At 60.3% G+C, this 13,731-nt stretch carries 10 protein-coding genes and 7 pseudogenes; 9 read left to right on the top strand and 8 right to left on the bottom strand.

Annotated features, from left to right (window positions below):
- Positions 1-346 (bottom strand): annotated as a pseudogene (locus QN397_RS17530) (hypothetical protein); the annotation flags it as partial.
- 299 nt (positions 347-645) lie between these two features.
- Between QN397_RS17530 and QN397_RS17525 the strand changes: the two are divergent.
- From QN397_RS17525 to QN397_RS17515, 3 pseudogenes are all read left to right on the top strand, one after another.
- A pseudogene (locus QN397_RS17525) lies at positions 646-762 on the top strand (IS1595 family transposase); the annotation flags it as partial.
- 246 nt (positions 763-1,008) lie between these two features.
- Positions 1,009-2,120, top strand: a pseudogene (locus tag QN397_RS17520) (IS5 family transposase).
- 150 nt (positions 2,121-2,270) lie between these two features.
- Positions 2,271-2,741 (top strand): annotated as a pseudogene (locus QN397_RS17515) (IS6 family transposase); the annotation flags it as partial.
- Positions 2,742-2,806: 65 nt separating this feature from the next.
- Here QN397_RS17515 and QN397_RS17510 read toward each other — a convergent pair.
- Positions 2,807-3,475: a cytochrome b gene (locus QN397_RS17510; RefSeq protein ID WP_323501532.1), complete on the bottom strand. Its 669-nt coding sequence runs from the start codon at positions 3,473-3,475 to the stop codon at positions 2,807-2,809.
- Between the two features lie 259 nt (positions 3,476-3,734).
- Here QN397_RS17510 and QN397_RS17505 point away from each other — a divergent pair.
- A pseudogene (locus QN397_RS17505) lies at positions 3,735-3,890 on the top strand (IS6 family transposase); the annotation flags it as partial.
- Between the two features lie 121 nt (positions 3,891-4,011).
- Here QN397_RS17505 and QN397_RS17500 read toward each other — a convergent pair.
- Positions 4,012-4,233: pseudogene (locus tag QN397_RS17500) on the bottom strand (transposase); the annotation flags it as partial.
- 479 nt (positions 4,234-4,712) lie between these two features.
- Positions 4,713-6,989, bottom strand: a complete 2,277-nt coding sequence (katG, locus tag QN397_RS17495) for a catalase/peroxidase HPI (RefSeq protein WP_416352340.1) — start codon at positions 6,987-6,989, stop codon at positions 4,713-4,715.
- 491 nt (positions 6,990-7,480) lie between these two features.
- Between katG and QN397_RS17490 the strand changes: the two genes are divergently transcribed.
- Positions 7,481-7,855, top strand: a complete 375-nt coding sequence (locus QN397_RS17490) for an FtsX-like permease family protein (protein WP_323501530.1) — start codon at positions 7,481-7,483, stop codon at positions 7,853-7,855.
- The gene (locus QN397_RS17485) at positions 7,848-8,531 is read left to right on the top strand and encodes an ABC transporter ATP-binding protein (protein ID WP_323501529.1); all 684 of its coding nucleotides are present in this window, start codon (positions 7,848-7,850) and stop codon (positions 8,529-8,531) included. Before QN397_RS17490 ends, QN397_RS17485 begins: the two co-directional genes overlap by 8 nt.
- Positions 8,532-8,911: 380 nt before the next feature.
- Here the strand turns inward: QN397_RS17485 and QN397_RS17480 are convergent, their stop codons facing one another.
- From QN397_RS17480 to QN397_RS17465, 4 genes are all read right to left on the bottom strand, one after another.
- On the bottom strand, positions 8,912-9,064 hold the full coding sequence (locus QN397_RS17480) for a hypothetical protein (protein ID WP_323501528.1): 153 nt from the start codon (positions 9,062-9,064) through the stop codon (positions 8,912-8,914).
- A gap of 155 nt (positions 9,065-9,219) precedes the next feature.
- Positions 9,220-9,777 (bottom strand): general stress protein, encoded by a 558-nt coding sequence (locus tag QN397_RS17475; protein ID WP_323501527.1) that lies wholly within the window; start codon positions 9,775-9,777, stop codon positions 9,220-9,222.
- A gap of 158 nt (positions 9,778-9,935) precedes the next feature.
- The gene (locus QN397_RS17470) at positions 9,936-10,214 is read right to left on the bottom strand and encodes a hypothetical protein (RefSeq protein ID WP_323501526.1); all 279 of its coding nucleotides are present in this window, start codon (positions 10,212-10,214) and stop codon (positions 9,936-9,938) included.
- A 55-nt stretch (positions 10,215-10,269) separates the two neighbouring features.
- Positions 10,270-10,470 carry a DUF2892 domain-containing protein gene (locus QN397_RS17465; protein WP_323501536.1) on the bottom strand — a complete coding sequence of 67 codons (201 nt, stop codon included), beginning with the start codon at positions 10,468-10,470 and terminating at the stop codon, positions 10,270-10,272.
- A 304-nt stretch (positions 10,471-10,774) separates the two neighbouring features.
- Here QN397_RS17465 and QN397_RS17460 point away from each other — a divergent pair.
- The 3 genes and pseudogenes from QN397_RS17460 to QN397_RS17450 form a co-directional block, all read left to right on the top strand.
- Positions 10,775-10,939: pseudogene (locus QN397_RS17460) on the top strand (IS5/IS1182 family transposase); the annotation flags it as partial.
- A gap of 237 nt (positions 10,940-11,176) precedes the next feature.
- Positions 11,177-12,214, top strand: coding sequence for an IS110 family transposase (locus QN397_RS17455; protein WP_323501525.1), 1,038 nt, complete (start codon positions 11,177-11,179; stop codon positions 12,212-12,214).
- 634 nt (positions 12,215-12,848) lie between these two features.
- Complete coding sequence (locus QN397_RS17450) at positions 12,849-13,409, top strand: hypothetical protein (RefSeq protein WP_323501524.1); 561 nt, start codon at positions 12,849-12,851, stop codon at positions 13,407-13,409.
- Positions 13,410-13,731 lie beyond the last annotated feature (322 nt).

Raw genomic sequence — 13,731 nt, 5'->3', positions numbered from 1 at the left:
GAAGCTCGCGAGCACCGCGACCGCCATGCCGATGCCGGCCACGGAGATGCCCGAGGACGCAGTCGCGGGCGACGACACCGCGCTCGTGCACGGCGGCTGTCGTCGCCTTCCAGGCCTTCACCTGTGCCGCGTCATACAACCCTGGAATGCGCGGGTAGCCCAGACCATTGGGGCTGGGCGACGTGCCTTCGGAGATGATCAGACCGGCAGTGGCTCGCTGGCCATAGTAGGTGGCCATCAATGCATTTGGCGTGTGCGCGGGCGTCGCCCGGTTGCGAGTCATCGGCGCCATCACCATGCGATTGCTGAGTTGCAGGGAGCGTGCAGAGAACTTGTCGAACAGCATCGGGCGGATTCCTGAAGTGGTGGAGCCAGCAGGTCGCAATACGGGATTGCGACGTGCAAGGTTGGGATGACGCAGCCTGCGCGACCGAACCGCCTGGGTCTGTTCGCTGGGACACAAAGCGGTTCACGGCAAACGTAAAGCGTTGTGGCTTTCGCTTGAGCCCCTCGTGCTTGCGACAGCGCACAGAACGCGGTCACCGCCCGTGTCATCGGGCCGCCTGATTAGCGACGAAGTTCAGCAGGCTCACGCTGTGAGCCAGTAAGGCCTGATGATGGCCGCATCCACCAAGGAGATGCGCTATGCCGATGAACCGAGTTCAGTTCCAGCCTGGGCTGTCGATGCGGGAGTTTCTCAGCTTGTACGGGACCGAGGAGCTTTGCGAGGCGGCACTGATCGCCAGGCGCTGGCCTCGCGGTGTCGACGCCGACCGAAAATTGACCCACCGGGGATGCGGCTAAAAATCTGGACGGTTTTATGCCATAAGCCCCAAGCTTCGACGATAGCCAAGAGGACTGCGCGCGCCCAGGCGCCCACACGAAATGCTCTCTTTTTCGACAGCAGCCTAGCAGGCTGCTGAAATACTCCCCGACCGCTGTCGACATCCGCTGTTCCTCGAACGTTGATCAGTGATCGTTTCCTCACTCCAGCACAGACCCCAGACCATGCGCGGCGCCGACACCTTCACCGAGAGTCTGTTCACCATGCGCAAGCTCGAGGACTTCGTTGCGGCAGACCATTCGCTGCACCCGATCCGCGCGATGGTCAACGAAGCGCTGATCAAGATGGATGACTTGTTCGCCGGCATGTACGAGGCTGACATCAAGGGTGGGCGCCCCAGCATCGCGCCGGAGAAGCTGCTGCGCGCGATGCTTCTGCAGATCTTCTTCAGCATTCGCTCGGAGCGCCAGCTCATGGAGCAGACCCAATACAACCTCTTGTATCGCTGGTTCGTCGGCCTGGCCATGGACGATGCGGTCTGGGTTCCCAGCGTCTTTACGAAGAACCGCAAGCGGCTCATTGCGCACGACGCGATCATCGAGCTGTTCAACCCCATAGTTGAAACTATCGGTCGCAAAGGCTGGCTGTCGGGCCAACACTTCAGCGTCGACGGAACCCTCATTCAAGCGTGGGCCAGCCACCGCAGCTTCGTGCGCAAGAATAGCGGTGACGATGATGCTGATGACAACAACACGGACAGCACCAGCTTCAAAGGCCAGACGCGCAGCAACGACACCCACGCATCGCGCACCGATGGCGATGCGCGGCTGTACCGCAAGGGCAAGACCGCCAGCCAGATGCGCTACATGGGCCACACGCTCTCGGACAACCGCCACGGCCTGATCGCCAATGCGATGGTCACACAAGCCGACGGCTTTGCCGAACGCAAAGCGGCCAAGTTCATGATCAGGGATGCCCGTCAGGCTACCGCGAGTCCAGATGTCGAGGTCACGCTCGGTGCGGACAAGGGCTACGACGCGCAGGAGTTCGTCCAGGCATGCCAGGACATGGGCGTGATCCCCCACGTGGCACAGAACACTTCCGGGCGGCGCTCAGCAGTGCCCCATTCCATCGCTGCGAGCGAGGGTTATGCGCTGTCGCAGCGCAAGCGCAAGCTCATCGAGCAGGGCTTTGGCTGGGCCAAGACGGTGGGCGGAATTGGTCAGGTGATGGTGCGTGGACTCAAGCGCGTGGACCATCTGTTCGTGCTGACGACGACGGCCTACAACCTGACGCCATGCGTTCCTTAGGACAAGTCCGACCCCAGGGGCTCTGAGGCAATCAGAGGATCGCAAAACACACTCAAATCGGCGTAAACAGCTCCCGAGATCGCTGCTTACCGCACTATTTGAAAATCGAGTCTTCGCCGATGAGAATGACGCGTTTTGCAGGAGAGTATTTCCGCATCCTGTTAAGCGGCCTGTCGGGTACGAGCTGGCGAATGGACGAGACCTATATAAAAGTTAACGGAGAGTGGAAGTACCTGTATCGGGCGGTGGACCGCGCCGGCCACACGATCGACTTCCTGCTGCGCACACACTGCGACCTTGCTGCTGCAAGGCACTTCTTCGAACGTGCTATTGACCTGCACGGCGTGCCCGGGAAGATCAAGATCGACAAGAGCAGTGCCAACACGGCAGCGATCGTCGGCATGTGCGCCGACAGCGGTGCGCACATCGAGATGCGTGAGCCGAAGTATCCCAACAACCTCATCGAGCAAGACCACCAGGTATTTAAACTCGTTGTGCGACCCATGCTGGGGTTCAAGCCTTTTCGCTCCGCTCGCGCCCTCATCGCCGGCATCGAAACCATGCACATGATCAAGAAGGGGCAGCGCGATTCGCTCAAAAACAGAGCTTCGTCGGCTGCTGACAAGTTCTACTCTTTGGCTTTTTGAGGCCGACCAACACAAAGATTTTTTAGACCTCTCTCTGCTATCGCGACAGAACCAACACAATCGGATCAACGCTGTCGTTTCAAGGTCATGCGCTGAAATACGCCATCTTTGCGAATGAGTTCGTGATTAAGAGCACCCAGCACATGTAGTCCGATCAGCACGATCAGCACCCAAATTAGTACCGCATGGACTCCAAGGAATTGCTCAGACAAGTCGTGATCGGGCAGCGTCCAACGCGGTGTGTCCTTGCCAAACAATTTCACACCCGTTTTAGAGTATGACGCACCCAGATAGCCCGTAATCGGCATAAGCACCATAAGCAAATAAAGCATCGCCTGAGTCACTTTGGACAGCCTGGCCTGCCATAGCGGCACAGTTGGCGGCAAGGGCTTCGGACGATGGTTGATACGCCATGCAATGCGTGCGGTCACCAGCAGCGCCACCACGATACCAATCGACTTGTGCAACTCGAAATACCAAATACTGCCGGTTTGCTCTTCGATCGACATCATGTACCAGCCAAGAGCGGCCATCGTTGGGAGGAGTAGCGCGAGCAGCCAATGCAAGGCGGCCGCAATACCGCTGTAGCGCCACGCCACGGACACTTGGGGTGAAACATCTGTTGGATGAGCATTCATTGGGTGCTTGTTGCGGTTAAAGAAGGACCATACATCTGTCGACGCATAAGTGAGTGAGTAGCAGCGCATCAACGAATGGAGCAGTGTCGGATTCAATTTTTCGCCTATCCTCAATGCAAAGTTTGATACCAAACTTTACTTGGCTGTTGAACAATCTCATACTTTTTCCGACAGTTGGGATGCAGAGCGTGTCTAAGGAGACGCTGAACTATGGATGGCGCAGCGCGAGTGGATGGCATTGCATCGCAATGCGTCCGCAAGACTGCTCGACGTCACCATTTAGACCATTCAAGGGCAGTGATCGCATTGCTTTTCGGGTTCGGTTGCAGTGAGTCGAGTCGGTTGAGGTGGGCGAATGACGCAGACCTTAACGAAGACGATGAACGACGCGATGGGTTTGGTGCTCAAGCGACTGTACTACGCGATCGATGTGATGCTGGTGTGCGTTCGCTGGTATGCGGCCTACCCGCTGAGCCTGCGCAACCTTGAAGAGATAAAGGCCGAGCGTGGCGTTGTGTTCGGCCGCACGACGGTGTCTTGTCGGACGGGTTTGCCGGTTCTGTCGCTGATGCTTCGCTGGCGCAGGCGCGCGGTCGACAAGGCCTGCCAGACGATCGACTTCTTCTTGCGCGCGCGGTCGGTACCCGGAACGCCACGTCCTCGTGCAGCTTGCGGGCGATCTTGCGCGAGCTGAGCACGCCCGTTACATAGCCGCACACCGGTACCTTGACCATCAAGGCCGGATGTAATGGCTAATTGCGCGGGTCGACCTCAGCGTAGCGCGCATGGAACGCGCCATACGCAAGTCCGACGCTAGCCTCATTGATGAAGTGCGCCAAGTGCCCCTCGGGCAACGGGATCATCACGCAGCTCACGGCGCACGAGGTGCGGTCGCGCAGAAAGTGGACAAGGCCAGCGCCGAATGCGGCCAGTTAGTTCGACGCTGCCGTGAGCGGCCTACGAGACGGAGGCTTCGCCACCGCTCACCGCGTGGCGACAAGATCGGCAGTGCGACAGGCGAAAGCCAGCGCGTGACCGCCAGTTCAGGTTGAGGTGCCAGTGAGTCCCGCACCCAGTAAACGGCTATGCCCAGCCATTCGATCTGATGCCAGAACGAAGCCGCTTTAGTTCGCTTTCCACCCTCTCCGGAAATACGCTTCAGTGCGAACCGCTCGGCGCTCCCGGAAACTCTAGCGTCGGCCCACCATTTTCCCCTTGGCTGCAGCGTTGACCCGGATGGGTGCGGTAGAAGTTGCGATTGCCACCTTCAGCGCCTTCGTAGGAGGGAAGCACGAGACCGGCATGTAACGTGAAAAACCGCGGCCGACGGCTGTCAGGAAGCCATCGACGCCGTGCGCCGGTGTCCCTTGACGTCGTAGCGGTCCAGCATCATCACCTTGTCCCACACCTTGATGAAGTCTTTCACGAAACGTGGGTGCCCATCGCTGCCGGCATAGACATCGCAGATCGCACGCAACTGCGCGTTGGAACCGAAGACCAGGTCGTTGCGTGAGGCCCTGAACCTCGGGGCGCCCGATGCGCGATCCTTGAGCACGAAGCTCAAGCCGTCCGCATGGGCCTTATCCCAGACCAGATCGGTGTCGGTGAGGTGGACAAAGAAGTCGTTCGTCAGCACGCCGACCTTGGTCGTAAAGATGCCAACGTCCGATCCATCGTGGTTCGCATTGAGCACCCGCAATCCTCCCGTGAGCACTGTCCATTCCGGAGCGGACAGCTTCATCAGATTGGCCTTGTCGAGAAATAACTCTTCCGGCGCCACACCTTGCGAGATCTGCCCGAAGCGCTCGTCGGTGTAGTTGCGAAAGCCATCCACGACCGGCTTTAACCATTCGAACATCTCCACATCGGTGAGCTGTTGGGTGGTGTCGACCCGGCCCGGCGTGAACGGAACCGTGGCGTCGATGCCCGACTCATGAGCCGCACGTTCGACAGCCGCGCAGCCTCCCAGAACGATCATGTCTGCCAGTGAAATCTTCTTGCCAGTGCCCTTCTTGCCGTTGAAGTCCGCCATGGTGACGCGCAGCTTCTCGACGACCGGAGCGGCGCGGCTGTTGACCACCCAGTCCTTCTGAGGCGCCAGCGCTAGTCGTCCGCCGTTTGCACCGCCACGCTTGTCACTGTCGCGATACGTCGCGGCCGCAGAGAAAGCGGTGAACACGAGATCGGACACCGACAGACCCGTGGCGAGAATGGCCTGCTTCAATCCAACGATGTCCGTCTCGCCGACCAGCTCGTGGTCGCGCTCAGGCAGGGGGTCTTGCCACAGCAGACCGTCCTCGATCCTCACCTCCGGGCCGAGGTAGCGATGCCGAGGCCCCATGTCGCGGTGGGTCAGTTTGTACCAAGCCTTCGAGAACGCCTGGGTGAAGGCGTCGAAGTCCGCTAGGAACTTCTCGCAGACCTTGCGGAACTCCGGATCAACCTTGAGCGCGATGTCGCTGGTCATCATCATCAGATCGTTCATCTGACCGTCGACGTGCGCATCGGGTGTCTTGGGCGCGTTCGGGTCCGTCGGCGTCCACTGCAGCGCACCGGCGGGACTCTTGACCTGCTTCCATTCAAACTTGAACAGGTTCTCGAGGTAGCTGTTGTCCCACTGCGTGGGGTTGGGCGTCCAGCTGCCTTCGATCCCGTTCGTCATCGTGTATTGCGCAAAGCCCGGGCCTTTCGGATTGGCCCATCCCAGACCCATGGCCTCCATGGGCGCGATTTCGGGAGGCGGGCCTACGTCTTTCGGCGACACCATGCCGTGGCTCTTACCGAAGGCGTGGCCGCCCGCGATCAGCGCCACGGTCTCCTCGTCGTTCATTGCCATTCGGGTGAACGAGATGCGGATGTCGCGAGCCGACCCCATGGGATCGCCATTGGCGTATGGCCCTTCCGGATTCACATAGATCAGCGCCTGGTGCGTTGCGGCCAGCGGATTCTCTAGGTCGTAGTCGGGATCGCCGTTCTTGCCTCGCCAGCGCTTGTCTCGCGTGACCATGCTGTCGAAGCCATTGACGTTCTTCGGGTCCCAGATTTCAGGGCCCCAATACGTTGCGTTGTCGGCCTCCCAGGCGTCGAGTCGCCCGCCACCGAAACCGTAGGTCGGGAACCCCATGATCTCCAGTGCGCAATTGCCGGTCAGGATCATGAGGTCGCCCCAAGACAATCCGTTGCCGTACTTGTGCTTGATTGGCTGGAGGAGGCGCCGGGACTTGTCGGTGTTTCCGTTGTCCCACCAGCTGCTGATGGGGGCAAAGCGCTGCATGGCCGTACCGGCGCCGCCTCGGCCGTCGGCAATCCGGTAGGTGCCGGACGCGTGCCAAGCCATGCGAACCATCTGCGGACCGTAGTTGTGATAGTCGGACGGCCACCAGTCAACCGAGGTGATCAGGAACTGCTTGATGTCTTTCTTCACCGCCTCAAAGTCGAGCTTCGCGAATTCGGCGGCGTAGTCGAAATCCGGGCCGAGCGGATCCGCCGCAAGACCGTTTTGATGCAGGAGTTCAACCCGCAGACGGTCCGGATACCAGTCCTCGAGGGTCGGAGGCGTGCCGAACGCGCCGCCCATGCGGTCTCCGCCGAACGGGCATTTACCCTCCATTTGATGCGTAGCCGTGTTTGTCTTGTCTGGGGTGGTCGTGTTCATCCATGGTCCTTGTGAAGCAGTTGGAATCCAAGCGGGGTCCATTGCTGGCGCCTGATGGTGGAATTGGATCGTGAACTCGCCGGGCCTGCGCCGTGTAGGCGTGAGTGCGCAGCCAATGCGGGACGCAAACAGCTTTGGCTCGGGATAGCCATCGACCCGACCGGCACGTCTAGGCGCGTAGCGACTCTCGGTCTTGTGCAAACCGTTGCCACGACGGCACGAGCGGGTATAGCCGCCCTCGCATCGGTCGAGCCGATTGCGTTAACCATTTTGCTCGGGAACTTTGCTTATTACTAGCGAAGGTCCGCAAAACAGGCCCACTCTTTGCATGATCTGAAGCCATGATTGTTGGCGCCAGGTCATATCTGACCCAGATGCCGAGATTAGGCTGACCCATACAGTCACCTCCGGAACTCAATGCTGGCAATGATTTCCCATGCCGGCCCATGGATCAACGAAATTCCGGCACTCGGGTCAATCCTCGACCGGCAGCAACATCGGTGGTTCAGAAGTCGCGTGAGATCGGCATCCTCCGCGCCATGGGCATCTCTCGCGGACAGGTCCTGTGGATTTTCCTGTTACAGGGTGGGTTGCTGGGACTGCTCGGATCTGCCTTCGGTTCAGGCATCGGCCTCGGCGCGCTTCTACTATGGCAACGCTACGCGCTCAACCCGGCTGGCACGCCGCTCTTTCCGCTGCCGATCGAGCCGAAGCTGTTCTTGACCTCGCTGTTGCTGGCCACGATAACGGGGTTGTTGGCGGCATTCGCGCCCGCGCTGCGCGCGGCACGACTCGACCCCGTGGTGGCGATCCGTGGCTGAGCCAGTGGTCAGGCTGCACGACGTGCACAAGGTCTTCAATGCTGGCCTGCCCAACGAATGCGAGGTGCTGCACGGCATCGACCTCACGGTATCGAAGGGCGAGTTCTGCGCAGTGGTCGGACCATCGGGCTCAGGCAAGAGCACGCTGCTGAATATCGTCGGGCTGCTCGACCGGCCGACGAGCGGCTCACTGTCCATCAGCGGCGCCGAAACCAGCACGCTCGACGAGCATGCGTTGACGCAGCTGCGCGGACACAACATCGGTTTCGTCTTTCAGAATCACAACCTTTTGAGCGGTTTAACTGCAATGGAGAACGTGATGATGCCGATGCTCGGCGCCGCGGGCTTTTTCAATGAGGGCATGGCGCAGCGCGCGGCGGCCTTGTTGGAGAGCGTCGATCTGACTAAGTGGCGCGACAGCATGGTCACGCAACTGAGTGGCGGTCAGCAGCAGCGCGTGGCGCTGGCACGCTCCCTTACGATGGACACGGCGTTGCTGCTCGCCGACGAGCCGACCGGCAACCTCGACACCAAGTCGGCCGACGTCGTGTTCGACCTGCTGCGCAAGGCCAACCAAGAGCACAGAATGGCAATTCTCTTCGTGACGCACAACCCCGGGTTGGCCGAGCGATGCGACCGGACTATCCAGGTGGTGGATGGCCGGCTTGAGGTTTGAGCCGATCCGCGAAGTTTCATTCGGCCCCGCAGAGTTTGCTTAGGTCTTGCGGCGCGCCGCGGCAACTGTCCGTTCGACGGCTTCCTTGGCCGAGCGTGCAGCGGCGCGCGTTGCCGAGGCGGCCGTCACTAGCGCATGACGCGTGGCTCGCGCGGCCTCCCATGCTTCTTCCTTGCTGTCCTGCGTAGCGCGCTGCAGCGATTCTTCGGTTCTGGCAAGCGCTTCCTTGGTCGCGGCCGCGGCCTTTTTGCTTTCCGCCTCCGTGGCGCGCGCGGCATCCCGTGTATCGTCCAGCGATTTACCTGAAGCGGCCGATGCTTTGGTGTCAAGGCGATTAGCAGCCTCGGCTGCCTTTTGCGCCGCGCGGCGGATGCCAACAGCTATGAATTCGACGCCTTGCCTGCGGTTGCCTGGGCCTGTTTTGCGGCAAGTCGCGCCGCTTCGGATGCCTCTGGTGCGGCGCTCTTCACTTGGTGCGCCGCCTTGAACGCCGCGTCTTTGGCGTTGGCTGCCACGCCGGGTGGCACGCTCATTTAGCCCGGTGCTTCTGTCTCTGCGGCGATCGCGGGCGCGCTGAACAACATGACGATGGCTGCGGCGGCAGCAATGGCGATGAGTCTCGGAAGTCCTAGAGTCGGTTTCCTGGGTGTGTCCTTGTTTTCGACCTTGAGGATGCGGCGGGCGTGCTTCACGCGAGCGCGGGGGCCAGTGCGCCGGCTTTTGGCATGGATTCCGCCAGTGTCGTCAGCACAGATTTCGCCCTGGCGATGTCGGGCTCGGTGCCGTGCACCATGACGAGAAAGCGATCCGCCTTGACGTCGGCTTCGTACTTGATCGCCCGGTCTTTCGACGTTCCCATTCCGTACAACGCTGCGCCGAGCGCTGAAAATCCGCCACCGAGCACTGCACCTTCGAGTGCAGCGAGCAGCGTGACCACGAAGGGCCCGGCAACGGCGACTAGACCGAGTGGCGGCAGCATAAAAACCGCCGGCGCCGAGAGCGTTCCCCATATCGCACCCCAAAAGCTGCCGATTCCGCCCCACGTCTTGATGCGGTCGCCTGTGGTGTAGAAACCCACGGCGTGTTCTTCGGTGTGATACCCCTTGCCGACGATAGAAAGCTTTTTTATATCGAAACCGGCTTTGCTCAGTGCCTTGATCGCCGACTCTGCAGCGCTGTGCTGCTCATAGACGGTGATCAGCGGATCGGTTGCGGCGGATGTCGTGGAGGTTGCGGAGTGGCTCATGGTCGTGTCCTTGAAGGGTTGAATGGTGAAGAGCAAGGGCGACGCTAAGAACCTTATGGCCCAGCCAGCTTGATCCGCATCAAGGCAACGCTTGACGCAGATCAAACGCAATTTGCTCTGCCAGTGATGAACTGCAACTCGCGGTGAACGCGCTGCTATCAGGCAAGCGCCGAGTCCCGCATATGTTGGAGAATTTGCATTCGAATTCCGGTGACTTCGACGACGATCTGGAAGACACGCGACACACACCAGACGGCCAAGCGTGCCACAGCCGGTAAGCGCAGCATCGTTGCAGGCCAGCCTGATGGGATGTCCACGCGTCGTTCTCCGTCGATCCGCAGCAGCACGCAACGCGCACTGCGCGCAAGTGCTGCACTCCCGTGCCGCTTGCGGACAACAGCCTCAAGTTCTTCGCGCTCTTGCTTGGTCAGCTCCACTCGGTGCATGCGCTACAAATAGAGCATGCACAGCCGATTCCAAGGATTCAGTGGACTAGCGCTTGCGAGAGCAAGTGCTGAAGCCGAAAACGCCGTAGCCTGGACACACACCAACCACTCCCGTCAGGAGAGGCAGAAGTCCAATATATCCCCATGCACCAATGATATCGGTTGAGGCAAGTGCAATCAACAGCAAGCCAGTGCCGATGCGTAGTGTTCGATCCAAAGCGTTGATGTTGTATCTGTTGAAATTCATTGATTGGCTTTGCAGAATGACGATTAAAGGGAGTTTGCTCGAACAGTGTTGACAAACTTTGATCGAAATCAAGTTGTGGACGAGCGCCAGAAGTCCGGCACACGTTGTAGCTTTGCGGGCGACATTAATATGAGAAAACAACAACCAGACCGTTATGCGCCTTCCATTGAAAATGGTGTAGTCGGTTTGCGTTGAAGCGTCGGAGGATGCGGACCAACTTATCAACTCAAGCGATGGCTTTTTAGGTTTCTTGCAAGTTGTGCCTTTCGGGCGTTGACCTACCAGCCGGACGTTGCGCCCGTTGAAGTCCAAGGTGTGCTCACGCGTGGAGCATGTGTCCGCGGTTGTGAAGCGGCTTTGGAAATTCAGCAAAGTGCGCTACCGGGGCTTGACCAAGAATGCAACGCGCGCGTTCTTGGTCAAAGGGTTGGCGAACATCTATCTGGCACGCAGGCATCTCATGGGATGAGTGCGCCTGCGGGGAGCACAGCAGGCGCTGCTGTGGTGCCACAAGCGGCGATTCGCTTCAGATGAGTGCGATCCGATGTGCCGGGCAGTCGAATAAAGCGCCAATGTGGAGAGTGCCGTCGAAATCGCTGGCTTGTTCAGATGGTATGGGCGCCTCCCTCCTACCGCACTGCTTGCACTGCGCCGCGGGAAGTGCCAGATTGACGATCCCACCGTCAACATCCAAATGGAGACCATCATGGAACGTACCGTCATTGCCGTCGACATTGCCAAGAAGGTGTTTCAGCTGCACTGGGTCGAGCTGGACACCGGCTGCATCGAGCGATTGCAGTTGAAGCGCGCCAGGATGCTGGAGTGGTTTGCCAACCGCACTGCGGCTCTGGTTGTCATGGAAGCCTGTGGCGGTGCTCACGACTGGGGCCGGGCTCTGATTGGATTGGGCCACGAGGTGCGACTCATCTCACCCAGGAAGGTGCGGCCGTTCGTGCAGCGCAACAAGACCGATGCTGCCGACGCGCAAGCGATCTGGACGGCGTGCCAGCAGCCCGGCATGCGCTTCGTTCCCGTCAAGACCGAGGCCCAGCAGATCGTGCTGTCGCTGCACCGCTTGCGCGCGCAGCTCATGAAGACCCGCATCATGCAAACCAACGAACTCCGAGGGCTGCTCTACGAATTCGGCATCGTGCTGCCGGAAGGTCATGCTGCGTTGCTCAGGGCGTTGCCCGACGCCATGTGCGACGCCATGTGCGACGCGAAGGCCCGGCTGCCAGCGATGCTCATGGACAGCCTGGACGAGCAACTCAGGCGAGTCCAGCAACTGCAGGCCGACATCGGCCTCGTCGAGCGCCGGCTCTCGCAGCCGATGCGGGAGATACCGGCCTGCAAAGCTGTCGCCGAAATCCCCGGTGTTGGCCTTCTTACGGCGACGGCGGTCGTCGCCAGCATGGGCACGCCGACATCGTTCAAAGACGCTCGGGAGTTTGCTGCATGGATCGGACTGGTCCCTCGCCAGACCGGCACCGGTGGACGGGTCCGGCAGCTGGGCATCAGCAAGCGCGGCGATGCTTACCTCAGAACGTTGCTGATGCACGGTGCTCGAGCCGTGGTGATCCGATTCAAGGTTGGCCCGACATGGCCATGGCTGACCGCGCTGTTGCAGCGCCGGCCGTACAGCGTGGCTGTCGCTGCGGTGGCGAACAAGCTGGCGCGAACGATCTGGGCGGTGCTGGCACGCGGCCAGGCCTGGCGCCCCGAGGCGTGGCAAGGCGCGCACTGACAACCAACCAACCAGTTTGAAGGAGAGCAAGCGACCACGCGTGTGATGGGACAGACAGGTCGGACCGGGACGGGGACACTCCGATAGGGAACAAGAGCACCAAGCTCGATGTTCAGATGGGAACCCCGTCAGCGAAAACCATCAGGGCCAGCAGGCATGTCGGCTTGCACAACAGGCCGGAAATAAGACTGCAGCCCTGCCTCCTGAATCTTCACACATACGAGTTCTTGCAATCCGGGAGGCGCCCATATAAGCGTTGCCTTAACTTTGGACGGCCCAGCTACGAACGTGAGGCGATTGCTTTGACAATTCGCAAGAAACGCAAAGCTTCGCCCTCGCCTTAGCTCACCGAGGCTTTAGCTTTTGATGACGTTTGGACGGTCAATCGCGTCTTCCCATTCAAAGCGGACAAGAGATCGCCTTGGCTCCGGACTGTTTTAGTCGATACCGCTCGCACTAGTGCGGCAGCGCACAGACCCAGGAGTCGGTTCGACATAGAAGCGTTTTTTGGGCCCAGCAAGCTCCTGGCACGCGATGCCACATCGGCTCTGTAGTCAGCGCCGTGCGCGGGGTACCAGGCGGCGCACTGAGCTCGGAGCCATCGACGTCTTTCCCGTACAGCCAAGGAGCCCCAATGGAGTGTGAAGATGGTTTTCCTGACCTCGGTCAGGTCCGGCCAAGCCCGGCCAACGCACCCGTCGCACGCCACCCTGAGGCTGTCGCACGGCGTCATCTGGTACCCACCCGCCTGGAAGTCCTACCTTTTATTTGTTCACTGGCCGACATCCTGCGCCACTCGATGGACTCGCGCATCTTCATTGACGTTTTCGTGGATCGGAAATGCCTTGCGTGGGTGGTAGACCGGCGCAGGTTCGAAAGTGTGCTCGAGCGCCTGACGCAGACGTCGCACTGGGCTGCCATCCACGGCGGGCGGCTGGTCTTGAAGGCCACGGTTGGGCCGGCCGGTGGCACCCTTCTCGAGGTGTTCGGGACTGCAAAGATCACGAACAGCGCCTATGGCCCGGTAGTGACCTCTCCCTTTTTCCCCGGCGCCGGAACTTGTGTGTTGACAAACCCCGAACTGACGGCAGTGGTCGATTTCGCCGAAAGCTCGGGGGGCTTTGCACAGCTGGCAAAGGGACAGTGGGGAGGCACTTCGCTGGCATTGAGCTTGCCCACCTATGTGGATGGGTGAGGAGGCAGCGCCCGAGCGGTTGCATGGCTTGGCCTTGCAGTGTGGGCCAGCGCACAGTCCGGAAGACGCTGACTGCATAAATTCCACGCCGGGCGTGCCGGAATGGTCCGGCGCATCCCCGACATCCGGAAGGAACGCCATGAACTCGCAGCGCGCAAAGGGCCCTCCACCTAAACCAGGACAACGCCGCCCCTCTCCGCAGGTGGATGCCAGTCGACAACGGGAGAAAGCCGAATCCACCGAAGCCGAAGGGCGGCACAAGAACTCCGGCCAGAAAGACCACAAGGGTGCGCGTTGACAGCGTCGCAGCGTGATGCGAGCG

The organism is Variovorax sp. RTB1, from assembly GCF_035018765.1.
Lineage (GTDB): Bacteria > Pseudomonadota > Gammaproteobacteria > Burkholderiales > Burkholderiaceae_C > Variovorax.
The sequence above is the reverse complement of the archived record's forward strand: the minus strand, read 5'-3'. Positions and strand labels throughout refer to the sequence as shown.

Excerpts from the sequence above, each read along its gene's own strand:
- QN397_RS17465 (WP_323501536.1), bottom strand. The coding sequence starts at position 10,470 with ATGAATTTCAACAGATACAACATCAACGCTTTGGATCGAACACTACGC.
- QN397_RS17455 (WP_323501525.1), top strand. The coding sequence starts at position 11,177 with ATGGAACGTACCGTCATTGCCGTCGACATTGCCAAGAAGGTGTTTCAG.
- QN397_RS17480 (WP_323501528.1), bottom strand. The coding sequence starts at position 9,064 with ATGAGCGTGCCACCCGGCGTGGCAGCCAACGCCAAAGACGCGGCGTTC.
- QN397_RS17490 (WP_323501530.1), top strand. The coding sequence starts at position 7,481 with ATGGATCAACGAAATTCCGGCACTCGGGTCAATCCTCGACCGGCAGCA.
- katG (WP_416352340.1), bottom strand. The coding sequence starts at position 6,989 with ATGGAGGGTAAATGCCCGTTCGGCGGAGACCGCATGGGCGGCGCGTTC.
- QN397_RS17475 (WP_323501527.1), bottom strand. The coding sequence starts at position 9,777 with ATGAGCCACTCCGCAACCTCCACGACATCCGCCGCAACCGATCCGCTG.
- QN397_RS17450 (WP_323501524.1), top strand. The coding sequence starts at position 12,849 with ATGGAGTGTGAAGATGGTTTTCCTGACCTCGGTCAGGTCCGGCCAAGC.